At 49.0% G+C, this 15,962-nt stretch carries 18 protein-coding genes; 11 read left to right on the top strand and 7 right to left on the bottom strand.

Annotation, left to right across the window (positions count from 1 at the left end):
• The first annotated feature begins 56 nt into the window (after positions 1-56).
• Positions 57-1,907: a sensor domain-containing phosphodiesterase gene (locus tag MTO69_RS15505; RefSeq protein ID WP_248335324.1), complete on the top strand. Its 1,851-nt coding sequence runs from the start codon at positions 57-59 to the stop codon at positions 1,905-1,907.
• 8 nt (positions 1,908-1,915) lie between these two features.
• On the opposite strand, the gene MTO69_RS15510 is transcribed toward MTO69_RS15505, so the two are convergent.
• Entirely contained in the window at positions 1,916-2,449 is a 534-nt protein-coding gene (locus tag MTO69_RS15510) for a nicotinate-nicotinamide nucleotide adenylyltransferase (protein ID WP_248335326.1), read from the bottom strand.
• A gap of 173 nt (positions 2,450-2,622) precedes the next feature.
• Between MTO69_RS15510 and nadE the strand changes: the two genes are divergently transcribed.
• Positions 2,623-3,450 (top strand): ammonia-dependent NAD(+) synthetase, encoded by an 828-nt coding sequence (nadE, locus tag MTO69_RS15515; protein WP_248335328.1) that lies wholly within the window; start codon positions 2,623-2,625, stop codon positions 3,448-3,450.
• Positions 3,451-3,747: 297 nt separating this feature from the next.
• Positions 3,748-4,296 (top strand): hypothetical protein, encoded by a 549-nt coding sequence (locus MTO69_RS15520; RefSeq protein WP_248335330.1) that lies wholly within the window; start codon positions 3,748-3,750, stop codon positions 4,294-4,296.
• A gap of 48 nt (positions 4,297-4,344) precedes the next feature.
• Here the strand turns inward: MTO69_RS15520 and MTO69_RS15525 are convergent, their stop codons facing one another.
• Together MTO69_RS15525 and MTO69_RS15530 are read right to left on the bottom strand one after the other, a co-directional pair.
• Positions 4,345-5,088: a substrate-binding periplasmic protein gene (locus tag MTO69_RS15525; protein ID WP_248335651.1), complete on the bottom strand. Its 744-nt coding sequence runs from the start codon at positions 5,086-5,088 to the stop codon at positions 4,345-4,347.
• Between the two features lie 104 nt (positions 5,089-5,192).
• A complete protein-coding gene (locus MTO69_RS15530) occupies positions 5,193-6,086 on the bottom strand; it encodes a DMT family transporter (RefSeq protein WP_248335332.1) in 894 nt (297 codons plus the stop codon).
• A 99-nt stretch (positions 6,087-6,185) separates the two neighbouring features.
• Between MTO69_RS15530 and MTO69_RS15535 the strand changes: the two genes are divergently transcribed.
• Positions 6,186-7,604 (top strand): PLP-dependent aminotransferase family protein, encoded by a 1,419-nt coding sequence (locus tag MTO69_RS15535; RefSeq protein ID WP_248335334.1) that lies wholly within the window; start codon positions 6,186-6,188, stop codon positions 7,602-7,604.
• A 10-nt stretch (positions 7,605-7,614) separates the two neighbouring features.
• Positions 7,615-8,166 (top strand): DUF924 family protein, encoded by a 552-nt coding sequence (locus tag MTO69_RS15540; RefSeq protein ID WP_248335336.1) that lies wholly within the window; start codon positions 7,615-7,617, stop codon positions 8,164-8,166.
• Between the two features lie 3 nt (positions 8,167-8,169).
• Here the strand turns inward: MTO69_RS15540 and MTO69_RS15545 are convergent, their stop codons facing one another.
• The 4 genes from MTO69_RS15545 to hutW all read right to left on the bottom strand — a co-directional run bounded on the left by MTO69_RS15545 (position 8,170) and on the right by hutW (position 11,202).
• Positions 8,170-8,691: an ATP:cob(I)alamin adenosyltransferase gene (locus MTO69_RS15545; RefSeq protein WP_248335338.1), complete on the bottom strand. Its 522-nt coding sequence runs from the start codon at positions 8,689-8,691 to the stop codon at positions 8,170-8,172.
• 77 nt (positions 8,692-8,768) lie between these two features.
• Positions 8,769-9,293 carry a heme utilization protein HutZ gene (gene hutZ, locus MTO69_RS15550; protein ID WP_248335340.1) on the bottom strand — a complete coding sequence of 175 codons (525 nt, stop codon included), beginning with the start codon at positions 9,291-9,293 and terminating at the stop codon, positions 8,769-8,771.
• A gap of 29 nt (positions 9,294-9,322) precedes the next feature.
• Positions 9,323-9,826, bottom strand: a complete 504-nt coding sequence (hutX, locus tag MTO69_RS15555; RefSeq protein ID WP_248335342.1) for a heme utilization cystosolic carrier protein HutX — start codon at positions 9,824-9,826, stop codon at positions 9,323-9,325.
• Between the two features lie 11 nt (positions 9,827-9,837).
• Complete coding sequence (hutW, locus tag MTO69_RS15560; RefSeq protein WP_248335344.1) at positions 9,838-11,202, bottom strand: heme anaerobic degradation radical SAM methyltransferase ChuW/HutW; 1,365 nt, start codon at positions 11,200-11,202, stop codon at positions 9,838-9,840.
• Between the two features lie 170 nt (positions 11,203-11,372).
• Between hutW and MTO69_RS15565 the strand changes: the two genes are divergently transcribed.
• The 6 genes from MTO69_RS15565 to MTO69_RS15590 are packed head-to-tail and all read left to right on the top strand — an operon-like array spanning position 11,373 to position 15,915.
• On the top strand, positions 11,373-12,119 hold the full coding sequence (locus MTO69_RS15565) for an energy transducer TonB (RefSeq protein ID WP_248335345.1): 747 nt from the start codon (positions 11,373-11,375) through the stop codon (positions 12,117-12,119).
• A gap of 2 nt (positions 12,120-12,121) precedes the next feature.
• Positions 12,122-12,811, top strand: a complete 690-nt coding sequence (locus MTO69_RS15570) for a MotA/TolQ/ExbB proton channel family protein (RefSeq protein WP_248335347.1) — start codon at positions 12,122-12,124, stop codon at positions 12,809-12,811.
• A complete protein-coding gene (locus tag MTO69_RS15575; RefSeq protein WP_248335350.1) occupies positions 12,808-13,221 on the top strand; it encodes an ExbD/TolR family protein in 414 nt (137 codons plus the stop codon). Before MTO69_RS15570 ends, MTO69_RS15575 begins: the two co-directional genes overlap by 4 nt.
• 12 nt (positions 13,222-13,233) lie before the next feature.
• Positions 13,234-14,082, top strand: a complete 849-nt coding sequence (locus tag MTO69_RS15580) for a heme/hemin ABC transporter substrate-binding protein (RefSeq protein ID WP_248335352.1) — start codon at positions 13,234-13,236, stop codon at positions 14,080-14,082.
• Positions 14,083-14,095: 13 nt separating this feature from the next.
• Positions 14,096-15,133, top strand: coding sequence for a FecCD family ABC transporter permease (locus MTO69_RS15585; protein ID WP_248335354.1), 1,038 nt, complete (start codon positions 14,096-14,098; stop codon positions 15,131-15,133).
• Positions 15,133-15,915, top strand: coding sequence for a heme ABC transporter ATP-binding protein (locus MTO69_RS15590; protein ID WP_248335355.1), 783 nt, complete (start codon positions 15,133-15,135; stop codon positions 15,913-15,915). The genes MTO69_RS15585 and MTO69_RS15590 overlap by 1 nt, the downstream gene beginning before the upstream one ends.
• Positions 15,916-15,962: the final 47 nt, after the last annotated feature.

Here is a 15,962-nt window from a genome sequence, read left to right on the forward strand (position 1 = left end):
GGTAACCCAATCAATTGATAAGTGGCCAAGCCACAGTAATAAGTGAGTTACCTATTATGGTTAGGACAATGTCGGTTAAGGCACCGTTAAGTGTGGAAACACTTAATGGTATTCTTGGTTTAGATGGGCTAGAACTGCTCAATAAAGCGACCCAAGAGTTGCACCAATACTCTCAGTCGTTTTGTACCTGTATCATTGAGTTGGATCAGTTCACTGCCAAATCCAACCTGCTTGCGTCAGCCTCAAATCAGAAGCTACAACGCAGCGTCTGTCTCTCGCCGATCAGCCGTACTAGTTACACCATCATCACTCAGTCGAGTGACGATGTGATTGTGTGCGACAAAGAGGCACAGGCGGTCCACAGTGATGAGCCCTATATCGTCGAGAATGGTCTTGAGGCTTATATCGGTGTGCCGCTGAAAACACACAATGGTGAGATTTTAGGCATCTTGCTTTCCACCTACATTGCGCCAATCGATAAGCAAGACGTCGAGGGATTAGTCTACTTCCATAAGTTGGTCGCCAACATCGTCACTCATCACCTCAAGGCTAAGTGGCTCACGGCTCGCGCAGACTCATTGGTCGATCAGCTCAGTTATGAAGTCTCCCATGACAATTTAACCGGGCTGCTCAATCGTGGTTATTTATCCGACCAATTACAAAAACTGATAGCGTCACCCAACAGTCCGTTCACTTTAGCGTACGTCGATATCGACAACTTCAAATCGATCAACGATCTATACGGCAACTATATCGGTGACCAAATCATCATTTTTGTTGCCAACACCATTAAAGAGGCACTTAAAGATAAACAGCTGGCGTATCGAATCGCCGGTGACGAGTTCGCATTCATCACCTTGTCGGGCGACCCTTTCCAGGTATGTAACACCATCATTGAGAGGTTGGAGCGCGGCTATCAAGATCAAGCGCATAATATTCAGTTTAATATCAGTATTGGCCTTGCCACCAGTGGCGGGCAAATCCACTCCGCCGATCAAATTCTCAATAACGCTAGCTTGGCTCTAAAAGATTGCAAACAGTCCAACCACACCAGCGTGCAATGTTATGATACTCATCTTAGTGCTCAATATTATCGCCGCGCATTAGTGATTGATGCATTGCGCAGTGAGCTAAGCACCGACAACATCAGTAACAGTGAGATATATGTCGTCGCACAACCGATTGTATGTAGGGATAACCCCATTTGGGATCACTTTGAAATCTTAGCTCGCTGGCAAAGTAAGGCCCTTGGCAGTGTGTCCCCGGTTGAGTTTATCGATGCAGCGGAACAGTCGGGTTTGATCGTTAAACTCGGTGAGCGTATTGTCGAGTTGGCATGCAAGGCAAAATACGAGTTAGAGCAAGGCTTAGGACATAAAGTATCTCTTAGCATTAACTGCTCGGCTCATGAGTTTAACAACTCAGCGCGTTACTTAGATCACTTGTTGCACAGCCTTCTTCAATATAACTTTTCGCCGCAAGATTTCACCATCGAGCTTACTGAAACCGTGCTGCTGACACGGACCAGTGAAGTACAGCAGATCCTGTCCAAGCTGCGTATTTTAGGCTTTAAGGTAGCACTGGATGACTTTGGAACCGGATACTCGAGCCTCAACTACATCCACAGCTACCCGATCGACTGCTTCAAAATCGATGCCAGTTTCATTCAGAATATGCTGAAAAACGAGACAGCAGAGCGCTTGGTTTGGTTGATGGTTCAGCTTGCCGAGCAACTCAACGTCTGCTTGATTGCAGAGGGGGTTGAAGATGAAGTCACGCTCGACAAGCTGTATCAGATGGGATGCAAAAAAATTCAGGGCTACTACTTTTCAAAACCAGAGCCGCCAAAACGAATTGTCGCTAACTACTTGGCTTACATAGATAAACAGCGCGTTTCAAATGGTTAGCACAGACGCTAATCCTGAGATTGTATGCTGGCGTAACACTGGTGTTCGAGCAGCAAATTGGCCACTGAAGAGGTGGTCATATGGCTGACATCTTGACCGCGACTAAGCGCAAAGCGAATATCAGTGCTGCGCACGGCCACTTTCTCGGGACAACTCAATAATGACCAGCGACGTAAGATCTCCTCGGCGCGGTAAAACTTGGCAAAACTGAACAAATTATCCGGGCCAATAACGAAGGTGAGCTGACTGTCTGGATATTGCTGTTCTAGCGCCTCTAATACCGCATAGGTGGTCACACTGTTACCAGGTTCGAACAGTCGCTCTTCTACCTCACTACGCTCAACATTGACCATCGACAGATCTTGCATGAATGCATCGACCAGTTGACAACGCACTGAGTAGTCAAGCATCTGTTTGCCCCAAGCGTGTGAAATACTCGGCAGCAGAACAACCTTGTCAAAGTGAGACAAAGACTCAATCACGCTTTTGTGGCCTAAACTTGGTGGATTAAATGCACTTCCAAATACAGCAATCTTACTCATGGGTCCCATTCACTATTGACGAAAACTGTGATCACGGTTTTCTAATTTGTTGTTTAAGGTATGATAAGGCACGGAGAGTTTAACACGTCCTCTTCATCACTGAGAAATCCCGGTGAGGGAGACCTGATAAATTTATCCGTTTTTGAATACATTGCTTGCAGGAAGGAAACATAATGGAACAGTTGATTCGCGATGAAATGCGTGTTCTGCCAACGATTGACCCTCAATTTGAAATCTCACGACGCGTGGCGTTCATTAAACGTAAACTACAAGAAGCGGGCTGCAAATCACTGATACTCGGTATCAGTGGCGGTGTCGACTCTACCACCTGTGGCCGCTTGGCGCAGCTAGCGGTAAACGAGCTGAACCAAGAAACTGAGGGTGGCTATCAGTTCATCGCAGTGCGACTGCCTTACGGTGAGCAAAAAGACGAAGACGAAGCGCAAATTGCTCTTAAGTTTATCCAACCAACCCACTCGGTATCGGTCAACATCAAAGCCGGCGTTGACGGTTTACATGCGGCTAGCCACACTGCTCTTGAAGGCACCGGATTGCTACCACAAGACAGCGCGAAAATTGACTTTGTAAAAGGTAACGTCAAAGCCCGAGCTCGCATGGTGGCACAATATGAAATCGCCGGCTATGTGGGTGGATTGGTGATTGGCACCGATCACTCGGCAGAAAACATCACCGGTTTTTACACTAAATTTGGTGACGGTGCCTGTGACTTGGCACCGCTATTCGGACTCAGTAAACGTCAGGTTCGCCAACTTGCCGCGACCCTAGGCGCACCAGAGCTATTGGTTAAGAAGGTACCGACCGCTGATTTAGAAGAGCTTGCCCCACAAAAAGCCGATGAAGATGCACTCAATCTCACTTACGACCAAATCGATGACTTCTTGGAGGGCAAACCTGTCTCTCAGCAAGTGGTTGACCGCCTAATACACATCTACACCGTCACCCAACATAAACGTGAGCCGATTCCAACAATTTACGACTAACGATTCACTCGTTTTTAGACCAAGCCCTTATCATCTTGATAAGGGCTTTTTGTAACAAATCTATCTATAAATATGTGTGATAATGCATATTTGGCGGCAAAGTTATATAACCAACGTTAGCTTAAGCCGTCTCACAATCGACTTATTATTGTCATTATCAACTAGCTAGTCGCAACGCTTTTCACTACACTATGCCGATAATGCTCTGCCCTTTCTTGGGTTGATGGCCATCGGGTGACCGAGATCGCCTCCAATACTTTGTCTTTATTCTATCGACGTAACATAGTGTATTCATATATGGAACAAGATAAATTTACCAATATTTATCGATTGCCGACCGCTATCCAGATCCGCATTGGAAAATGGCAACAGACCTTTAATGGTACTTCTGATCTTGTCATGCACCAGGCAATTGAAGTAAGAAACAAGCAGTATCGCAAATCCAGCTTTCTGCCTACTGGCTGGTGTGTACAGCCATTCGACGAGAACAACATTTCGATCACCCATCACGGTAAATACATTCAAACCGCGATGCGAACTATGCTGGATCGAAAAGTCTCATACAAACGCATTTACTTGTCTCGTTTACCGCTGGAGAAAGCAGAGCCTGGGCTTCTCGCATTTAAGCAAGAGTGGATCGCCAAGCATAACCGCGTGGCGCGCAAATACAATCAGATTAAGAAAAAGCAATTTATGCGCTTTGCTAACGAGGAGGCGGACACTCTGTATCCTTCTATCCCCAAAGGTGAGTTTGACCTTGCACTGTGGAATAAGTTAGTGGTGTCTGAACTGGGTAGTCCGAAGAAATATGACAACCCTTACTTTGTGAAAAAAGCCAAAGTGTGAAACTAACAGAAGGCAGCATTATCGCTGCCTTCGCTGTTGTTTGCCAAACTAGTAGTTAGCCAAAATTTCCTGATAGCGGCTACGCCCTTCTGCATCGGTTTGTTTGAGCATATCTAGCCCTTTTTGTAGCTTGTTGACTACCTCAGGCGGGGTTTCTCGGTTCAGTGCATAATACACATCACCTTGTTTCACCACATAAACGGTTTCAAACATCTCTGGGTCGACGCCCGCTTGTCTCGACCACCAATAGGCGGCGCGCTGTCCGTAAACCAACAAATCAATCCGCTTTTTCATTAGCTGCTCTGCAAGCACAGTGACGTAAGAGGCTTCTTGCATCGCGTCTCTGGGAATACCCAGCTCTAGTAAGCTCTGCTCGCCGATATCGTCGCGGATAACACCAATTCGATACTGCGCCATATCCAGCGGCTCGTTGATGACGATGTTGGCATCTTTACGAGCGAGAACCACAACATTGATATCAACGATAGGTCCAACCCAGCGGAATAACTGTTCTCGATGCTCAGAGCGCGTGGTGGAAAACAGTACAGAATTTTTACGCGTCAGCACCATTCGATAGGAGCGCGCCCAAGGTTGCAGAGTTATTTGCGACAGGGAAATGGGCTCATCGACCATTTCACTCGCTGCCAGTAGCAGGTCCACAGAATAGCCGGTTATTTTCCCATCTTTCATGTAGTTAGCTGGAGGGTAAGCTTCGGTGTAAAACTTAATGTCGCGCAAGTCATTCCCAGCCCCAAGGGCTGCGCTGGCCCAGAGCGTTATCATGGTCGCCATTGCCCAGCGACGGATAGATTTATAATCACACACTCTCTCGCCCTCCATTGGTTCCTTATTTAAAATTAGTTCAATCAATAACGAACTTCTAAGCCGGAAGAGAATTAATTTTTTAACGCGGGCTTAAATAGCTTAAATGAGGGTGCTGCGGCCACCAGATAAACCGCGCCAGCAGCGCAGATAAAACCGAGTAAGCCTAACTCGTCAAAGCTCTCACCAAACATGATCCAAGCTTGGAGTGCCGTGGTGGGTGGCACAAGATAAAAAACGGATGCTACGTTTGCCGCTGCGCCATGCTCGACCATATACAGGAGCAGCAGAATCGCCACACAAGAGAGGACAACCACTAACCAAATCAAAGTGAAAACAAATGTGGTACTCCACTCCACTTGCATAGTCTCAAAACTCAGTGCATAGGGGGCAAATAGCAAGCCGGCAGCAAAATACTGCACTGTCGCACTGCCAACAAGATCAACCCCTTGGCAGAATTTTTTTTGATACAGGGTGCCCAAGGTAATACCAACCAGAGACATCATGCACACCATCACCGCTAATGCTCGATGCTGCTCTGACTGCCAATCCATTTTGCCAAGCAGGACTAAGCTGATGCCCACAAAACCCAGTCCTAATCCCAGCCACTGCGAGGGCTTAAACGTTTGCCTAGCAAAGCCAACGAGCAGTAAAGCGGTGACAATTGGTTGTAAGCCGACTAGCAGTGAGGCCAACCCTGACGGCATCCCCAAATCGATCGCGATATAGGTACCGCCCAAGTAAAACCCGTGAATCAATACCCCAACCACAGCGCAGTGAAGTAATGCATAGCCTGTTGGCAAACGCCGCCTTAGCAACACGATAAGCAGCGCAAACAGGGCGACATTGGCGAGCATTCGGATTGAAAGTAAGGTCGCAGGCTCAGCGTATTGAAGGCCGAACCTGGCGCCGACAAAGCCTGAGGCCCACAGCACCACAAACACAAATGGAATTAATCGAATCAACATTGCTGTTACTCTGGCTTTTCTATAGTGAATACAGTTACTTTATTAGGTACAGAAAAAGCTTAAAGGCACAGGTGGCATTTTTTATATGGGTACAGATTTATGAACCTCAGCAGTAAATACTTGATGGTCGAGGGATACATTAAAGCGAAGATTGAACAAGGGCACCTGAGCAAAGACGACAAACTTCCGTCAATCAGAGCGCTGAGCAACGAACTCAACGTCAGCAAAAATACCGTCATCCGGGCCTATCACGAGCTTGAAGCACAAGGTTTTATCAAAGCTATCGAAAAGTCTGGCTACCGGGTATGCTCAGCGCCGATAGTCAAAACGCATGTTTCACCGCCGAATCCCGTCGATCTGCTGTCACGCTGCAAAGAGATCCTTAGTTACTCATCGCAACTAGAGTGGTTGGCAACCGGCTCTGCGCACCCATGCATTGATTCCCCTGCCATTCGCTCCCTCTATGCCGAAATAGGACGCCATAGTCGCCAGCAAAGTCACACCCCAAGTCACTATCAGCTCCCTCCCGGCAATCAGCTACTGATCGATCACGTCAGTAAAATCAGCCGTGAGTTAGGTGCTCCGGTATCAAGTAGTGACATCGCCATCACTCATGGCGCTCAGCAAGCGATCAGTCTGGCGCTTCGTGCGATTACCCGTCCCGGCGACATCGTCGCGGTAGAGTCACCTTGCTACTTTGGCAATCTATTGCTGATGGAGTCATTGGGCTTGCAAGTGGTCGAGATCCCCAGTTGCCCGCGCACCGGAATGGACCCAAAACAGTTGAAAGATGCGATTGAGCAGTGGCCAATCCAAGCTATCGTGGTCACACCAAACTTCACCAATCCAACCGGGGCGAGAATGCCTCTCGACAAGCGAATAGCTCTACTCGAGGCGGCACAATCCATCGCTATCATTGAAGATGATGTGTTTGGCGCTCTCAGTTTTGAAGCGCCTCTGCCCACACTGAAAGCGCTGGATACTCAGGATAGAGTGATCTATGTGAACTCGCTGTCTAAAATGCTCGACTCTCGGCTACGCATTGGCTGGATTGCCGCCGGGCGCTATCAAGGAATAATAGAAAAGTTCTTGGTCAGCGATAATATGGGCAGCTTGAACCTAATGCAGTCGGCGGTAGCAGACTTTCTTAGTCGCGGCAAATACAAACAGCACGTGAAGAAAATGCAACGCGACTATCAGACAAAAACGCGCCAGTTTTGCCTTCAGTTGTCATCGGCGCTTGACCAATATCCCAACTTAACTGGTCAGTATCAGCTGCACTGCCCACAAGGCTCTTTTATTGTTTGGTTGATATTACCCGAAAGCACAGACAGCGAACGTCTTTACCAACAAGCCAAACAACACGCTATTTCAATTTTGCCTGGCACTTTGTTTGCGACACAAGGCCAGTATCGTCACTGCATTCGGTTTAGCTGCTCTAACTATACCTCTCACCCCGATTGGCAAGGTGCAGTTGCAAAGCTGGCGAGGCTCATCCATCATCAAGTAAACGAATAAGGAGCATGCGATGACGGAACACACTCAGCCAGACGACGTAATTCAGTTTTGGTTTCATGAGCTCGAGCCGAAAGATTGGTTTAGCAGCAGCCTTGAATTAGACCAGCGCATCACCTCTCGGTTTTTACCGCTACTAGAGCGCGCCGCACAATGCGAACTTGCCCACTGGCGTGATAGTGCGCAAGGGCGTTTAGCGGAAATTATCGTCCTCGACCAATTTTCACGAAATATCTACCGCAATACACCACGTGCATTTAGTCAAGACCCGCTCGCCTTAGCCCTCGCTCAAGAAGCGGTTAGTTTAGGCGTTGATCAGAAACTGCCTATTGAGCAGCGCAGTTTTCTCTACATGCCTTATATGCACAGCGAGTCGGCTCTCATTCACACCCAAGCGCTGGTGTTGTTCAATACACCAGGCCTAGAACATAACTATGAGTTTGAGCTTAAACATAAAGCCATTATCGACCAGTTTGGTCGCTACCCGCATCGCAATAAGATTTTGGGTCGCGAAAGTAGTGAGCAAGAGTTAGCTTTCCTCGAACAGCCGGACTCTAGCTTTTAATCGTCAGTAACTGCGGCTAACGAACTCAGTTTCCTGCACCGCATGAATATGATTGGTGTAGGAAGCTAATGCGTACATGACGTTGGCCAGTAGATTGGCATATCGAAACAGAATCGGCGCGGGCGATTTTTTACCAGAATGTTCAACGGCGACCAAAGCTCTCACGATTTTCTTTGCCTGTGTACGACACAGATGCAGTTCCGCAGCAATCGGATGTCCACCTGGCAAAACAAAACCTTTGAAACCGCCATCCAGCTTGTCACGTAGCGTATTGTAGTCGCGATAGAGTTCCTGCAACTGCGACTCTTCAATCGCCATTTTGCCACGCACAGAACCGTTCAAGTGATACACGTTGGGTTGTACCCGATTCAAGATGTGTCGGGTTAAATCATCCAAGTCCATGGTCAGCACTAAACCAATACGACTGCACAACTCATCAGCTGCAATTTCAAAGTCACAAACTGGGCTTTGCTCGTAAATGAATGGGTAGCAGATTTCTCCGTGATCTTTGCTCACTGGGCGCATATCAAATTCCTTAGTAACAACAAAGGAGCCGACTTGGCTCCTTGGTGGTAGATTACTGGCTCATGACCCAATAGTCACTACGAGACTTTTTTGTGTCCTTCTTGCAAGTGAACAAAATCAACTAAGTCGTCTCCAGCCACTTGGTAAGCTTGGCCGAAACCTTTCACAAACAGCCCTTTTTCTGCTTTGAAGTTGAACAAAACAAAATCTTGCAGCTGACTCAAACCCTCAATGATTTCACCAAATCGCTGCTCCATTTGCGCAATGACTTGTTGCCACTGCTCACTGTCGCGGGGGACCACGGTTGCAACGGCATCAAAAGTCAGACGCTTACGCGCAAAGAGCTGTTTGGCTTCTTGTTCATCCTCAATCATCATGATCGACACATTAGGATTCACTTGCAAGTTACGAGCATGGCGAGCGATTTCAGAAATTAGCACGAAGTAGCCCTGCTGATTTTGCACAAATGGCGCATAGCTGACATTGGGACGCCCCTGCTCATCCACCGTTGCCAATTGTAGCGTCTGTCTCTGCTGACGAAACTCTTTGATTTCTGGTCCCAAACGCCCCTGTAGTCGCTCTTGCTTGACCTTTTGATCCATGTTGGCTCTCCTACCTTTCTCTAAATTGATTATTTTTTTAATTCTTGTTGCCACTGTTTAAATTGGGCAACTTGATCGGCAATCAGTTCACGCTTCTCATTGCGACCAAGGTAAACTTTAAAGATGTTGTTTCCTTGCACGCAAAAGAAACCAAAATAGTGGCTCTCTCGGCCCATAAACGGCTTGCTGACCAAAGCGACGTGTTTGATGTTCTCAAGCTTGAGGTGACCATGTAACTCACCTTCTCGCCCCATTAAGTTGTAATAGCCACGAGCGACTTTGCCTTTCGGAAACGGCGCTTTCACCTCAAAAATAGAGCCAAATGAGTGCACGATTGTGGTCACTGGACCAAAACCAACCAGGCCTTCAAGGATGGATTGAGCTTGTTCACCCTCCACTAGGGTAACCATATCAGCCGGCAATGAAGCCACTACGTCATACTCAGACACACCGAGTTTCTCTGCTATTGCCGAAGGAAGTAAAGTGGGCTCTTGCTCAAGCAGTAAAGCCACTTGTTGTGATAATTGATTCATGGTGATTCCATTTATACTGCAACGACATCAATCGCGCTTTGTTGTTGATAATCTAATACCTCAATACAGGCTTGGGCGAGACTCACTGCCCAAAAGCGACCTGCCAAGGTTAAACTCAGCGTGTGTTGCTCAAGCTGGACCAAGCCTTTTTCTTGCCATACGCCAAAGAGTGGCGCCAAATAGTCAAACGCATTGACACCGAAGACGCTTGGCATCAACCGCTTGGCGAGAAAGCCTGAGTCAAAACCCGATTTCAACGCCGCAAACACAGGCTCTAGGGGGTGCTGTTTGCTCAACATGGCAATCGTACTTTGGTCCGATTTCATCGCTTCCATGTATGTGTTGAGTGTGCGGTGGTTCATCATAGAGTAGCCGCCAATGTTGCCCCCGGCTCCACAACCTATCGGCAGCACTTGGGCGTAAGTCTTGGCCAGCGAGTTGTATTGACTGCGTTCGCGGTTGTCGAGCGCCCAATGGTTCACGCTCAATTGCTTGATCCGATGTGAACGCATGAAGGCATCTCCGAGCTGATACATGTCGGCTTTTTGCGCGCTGGTCGCCGGTGTCGGCAGCTTGCCTTTTTCCACCAAGTTGAGCATAGGGGCACTCCCCCCCACCACCAGCTGATACAAATCCAAGCCATGCGCGCCAGTGGAGAGAAAATCGTTTAAGTCCTGTTCAAACACTTCGAGAGTTTGGTAAGGCAATCCATACAGCAAATCGATAATAATCGGCGCTGCCTGACTCGCACTGAGGCTTGCCACTCGCTCCAGTACTGCGTCGCGATCATCGAGGCGTTTTGCACTGCGGCGAACTTGAGTATTAAAACTTTGCACGCCAAACGAGAAACGGTTAAACCCTCCTTCCAGCGCTCGATCAAACATCTCGTCACTAAAACGATTGATCCTTCCTTCCAAGGTAATTTCACAGTCGGTGCTAAGTGGGAATCGGCTTCGAATCAACTGACCCAATTGCTCGATCTGTTTGGCTGAAAGGTCGGTGGGCGTGCCTCCACCGACATAGACGGCATGAAACAGGCCAGACTGAGTCCACGGCAACGACGCTTTATGTTCAATCTCTTTGACGAGAGCATCGAAGTAGTCATCCACCATTTGCCGACTGGCTGCGTTTTGAAAGAAATTACAAAACGTGCAGCGCACTCGGCAAAATGGGATATGAATGTACAAACAGCGTTTCTCATGCTTGCCAGCTTGATGCTGATACAGATGGTTGAGTGTCGGTTGCTGCTGCGCAGGTGACACTACTGTGCCAAAGCCTCCCGCATGGGCAGAGCGCTTTTGCTCAAACGCAAACCGAAGCGGATCGGGATGATCCGCCCCTAAAATAGATTCACCAAAATGATGGATGTTAAGCATTTTATCGCTCTCTCAGCGCTTAATGGCTCTAGCCTTAAACGACAATTATCAAATCTGCAGCGGATCATAATTTGCCAATAATGATAATGCAATTGATAATTGATCTTATTTGCATTCTAGGCAATAATCAGCGCAGTTTTACTATCAATGATAGTTAGAGGGCGAGAGAAGTGAACATCAAGCGATACGCTATTGCAGCAGGTATCTCTTTGGCAGCGCATTCTGCACTGCTGATGGTTACGCAGCAACAAAAGGCATTCGCCATGCCAGCAGGCGCGCAGTCGAACGCGGTATCGATTAACTTTGCTGCGCTGCCAAAACCTAAGCCTGCGCCAAGTGAATCCAAGGCGCAATCCAAAACAACACCACAGGAAACGACAACAGCAAAACCTAAGCCACCGGTTGAGGCGACCAAAGCCGTGTCTAAACCCGTTGTTAAAAAGCCGAAAAACAACAAGGTGATCAAGCAGAAGGTTGAGCCATCGCGAAAAGTCGCGCGTGAACCTGTCGCCAAAAAGCCGGATACAGCCCCCAATAAGCCAGAGCAAAAGAGCAAGGTGGAAGAAGTGCGCCCAGCGCCGGTACCACCGACTGAGACGCAAGAAAAGCAGGTCAACAGCGGCGTGAGTTCACAGCCGGTCTTAGTTACTCGCCCTTCGTTTTTATCGCGTCCCTCGGCACCGCAATACCCTCGACTCGCGCGCAAACGCGGTATCGAAGGCGTCGCTTTGTATGAAGTTTGGCTTGATGAAGAGGGTAAGCAATTAAAACAAGTGCTGATCTCCTCATCTGGTGCAACCGTGCTCGACAAATCGGCCTTAGAGGCGATCAAGCAGTGGCAATTTTCGCCCCACTCTGTCGATGGACAAAAAATGGCCCATCGCGTGCAAATCCCTATTCGTTTTAAATTGGATTAATAATGGAACAGATACAACAACTACAACAGCACCTTGGCTTGATGACCTGGCCGTTGGTGATTTGTTCAACCCTGACGGTGATGATCATTGCCGAGCGCCTATTTCAAGTGTTACTGAGCCTAGGCGTGGGCAAACGCGCGATTCGCAAACAGCTACTCACGATCAGTCCAACCAATAGCCAGCAAATTGAAGCGCTCGCCGATTCGATGTCGAGCAAACGCCCCTTGCTGTATCAGGGTGTGGCGATGCTGTTATCGCACCACTCTTTTGCCAAGTCTCTTCGCGAAGATGCCGCTGGAATGTGGCTACATGAGAAACGCCACCAGCTTAACTCTGGATTACGCTTACTGACTTTGATTGGTGTTATCAGTCCGCTGATTGGTCTACTCGGTACCGTGCTGGGACTGATTGACATGTTTAAAGGCGTCGCCGCATCTACTGGCAACATTACCCCGAATGATTTGGCGGATGGATTGGGCCTCGCCATGCGCACCACTGCCGCTGGCTTGATGATCGCTCTACCTGCGATTGCCGGCGCTCAACTACTGGGTTTATGGGCAGACCGAGTGATGGCCAAGCTCGAACATACGTTGAATTACGTCAACTTATGGTTAGAAGGGATCGGTTGGCAACCTGATTGCACCGACGTTGAGTCAACACCTGAGACTGCGCTTACTGAGGTCACTCAATGATCAAAGCACCACAACCAACCACGAGTATGGGGTTAAGCCCTGATCTCACGCCTCTGCTCGACATCATCTTTATCGTGATGGTGTTTTTAATGCTCACCGCAGCAGTAAAGTTGGAATCCTTGGATGTCGATCTGCCCGCGTCTGATTCACCCGCAGTGGCTGAGGTCGACCAAAAATCAATTACTGTCAATCTATTAGCCGAGGAGCCTTATTGGGCGATCAATGGTCAGCGTTATCTTGATTGGCAAAACTTTACCTTAGCGCTGTTAGATGAGCACAACACTAAGCAGACCCCGATTGTTATCGGCGCCGATAAAACAGCAGAGGTGCAACACCTCGTCAAGCTGCTCGGGTTTTTGCAACAAAATGGCATCCAAGCAACTCAGTTGCTTACTGAAGAAAATCAATAATCGAGTTCTCCTATGTTAAATCGCACCTTTTTTCGCGCCGTTGGCGCCGTGTTTATTGCTCTTGCTAGCGCAACCAGCGCTGCCGATTCTAGAATCGTCAGTGCGGGCAGCGCGGTAACTGAGCTTGTATTTGCCTTAGAACAACAGCAACAGCTCGTCGCCGTTGATGTGACCAGTTCACTGCCCGCTGAAATGACACTGCCTAAAATCGGTTACCATCGCCAACTTTCCGCCGAGGGTATCTTGGCATTAGGGCCGAACCGGATTATTGGCTCTGATGAAATGGGACCACAGACGACATTAAGTCAACTTCGCTCCGCTGGAGTGGCAGTGGATATCGTCAATAGTGAGCCGACAGCGCAAGGTTTGATCAAAAGAATTGAACAGATTGCCCAATTAACCGGGGCTGAAACGCAAGGAGAAGCGCTGACCCAACAAGTAAGTCAACAAATTGCCCGTCTGCAAGCCAATCAATCCAACAACTCGCTTAGCGCTAAAAAAGTGCTGTTTCTGCTGCTGCACGAGGGCAGACCCGCCAATGTCGCCGGCGCACAGACAACACCGAATGCGATTGTAGAACTGGCTGGCGGTATCAACCCGGCCGCAGATACGATCACCTCTTACAAGCCACTTTCGACTGAAGCTCTGGTGCAAATGCAACCGGATATTATCTTGGTCAGTGGCCGCAGTTACGACAAACTGGGCGGCGCTGACGCCATTTTAGAGAAAATGCCGATGCTTGCTGCTACTCCTGCCGGAAAAAACAAGCGCTTGATCCAGATAGATGGTCGTGCCCTTGTGGGTGGTCTGGGGCTTAAGAGCTTGGCTGAAGCTGAGCGTCTTAGCGCTCTGATTGACTAGTGAGCACCCCGATATGTTGTTACGTCGTCCTCCGCTTCGCTATCTGCTGTTGTTTATTGCCGCAGCGCTTGCCCTAACTGCGCTCAGCTCGATTACTGTGGGCCCAATGGAAATCAGTTTCACTCAAAGCTTACAAAGCTTGGTGTTTCGCTCTGAGCAGTTAGCGCCTCACATCAATTTGGTGATTCACGATATCCGCGTGCCACGCACTCTGCTGTGTATGTTGGTTGGCGCCATCTTAGCTCTGTGTGGCACGGTTATGCAGGGGCTGTTTCGCAACCCGCTGGCCGAGCCGGGGATTATTGGCGTGTCGGCCGGTGCCTCGCTTGGTGCTGCCCTTGCCATCGTTTTGTTTGCCTCTATCTCTGAGCGTTATCCACTATTTATGAACGTGGCGGCGCTGCCGCTGTTCGCGTTTATAGGCGGAGCCTTGACGACCATCTTGGTGTACAAACTTGGCACCAGTAAAATGGGCACCTCGGTAACCATCATGCTACTGGCTGGTGTCGCTATCAGTGCACTGTCGGGAGCCGGCATTGGTTACTTGAACTTTGTCGCCGATGACCAAATGCTACGAGACTTGTCACTGTGGTCAATGGGCTCTCTGGCCGGTGCCAACACTGCCAGTCTGCTGCTTTGCTCTGTCACATTGGCGACGCTGCTCGCCCTGTTTCTGCGCAAGGCCACCGCGCTCAATGCGCTGCTGCTCGGCGAAGCGGAAGCGCGTCATCTCGGGATTGAAGTTCAAGCGCTCAAGCGTCAATTGATCCTACTGACAGCGATCGGCGTAGGGGTGACCGTGAGTGTCGCTGGCATGATTGGTTTTATCGGTTTAGTGATCCCTCACCTAGGTCGAATGATATCCGGACCAAACCATCAATCACTGCTTCCTCTCTCGGCGCTACTTGGTGCCTTACTGCTGACCAGTGCCGATATGTTCGCGCGCATCGCTGTTGCCCCTGCCGAGCTTCCGGTCGGGATTGTCACTGCGCTCATCGGCGCCCCTTTCTTTATCTATCTATTGTTTAAGCAACGAGGAAGAATACTCTAATGAGCACGATTGCGTTATCGGGCCGTCACCTATCGCTCAAATTTGCCGATAGAGCCGTACTCGACGATATCAACATTGATATTCATTGTGGGCAAGTGACCGCATTGCTCGGGCCAAATGGTGCGGGCAAAAGTACCCTACTCAAGCTGCTTAGCGGCGAGATCCCATCAGACAATGACATTCGCTATTTCGGCCTTCCCAAACAGCAATGGCCATTGGCAAAACTCGCCAAGCACCTGGGCATGTTGCCTCAGCATAGCACGCTCAGCTTTCCTTTTTTGGCCCATGAAGTGGTTGAACTAGGCGCAATACCGCTAGACGAGCCAAGCAAGGTGGTGGCTTCACTGGCAAAAGAGAAGATGGAAATGACCGACGTCTTACACCTCGCGAAGCGCCCATACCCCTCTCTTTCAGGTGGAGAGAAACAGCGCTTGCATCTGGCGCGTGTGCTGGTTCAACTTGCCTATTCAGGAGAGCAGACAATTTTAATGCTCGATGAACCCACTTCGGCGCTCGATCTCGCCCATCAGCAAAACACGCTACGAATTGCCCGCGAACTTGCGCGAAACACCAACGCCGCCGTGGTGGTTGTGCTACACGACTTAAACCTTGCTGCGCAGTTTGCCGACCGTATGGTCGTGCTACACAATGGCAAAATAGTCTGTGACGACAGGCCAGAAAACGCCTTGAGTGCTCAATTACTTAAACAAGTTTACCATTATGACGCGATCATCAGCCGCCACCCCACCTTAGGCTTTCCCTACATACATCCCGCCGCTTAACGGAAAAGACGCAAAGCTAAACTATACTCAGGAGAAAGCGTCAAACT

The organism is Vibrio sinaloensis, from assembly GCF_023195835.1.
Classification (GTDB): domain Bacteria; phylum Pseudomonadota; class Gammaproteobacteria; order Enterobacterales; family Vibrionaceae; genus Vibrio; species Vibrio sinaloensis_C.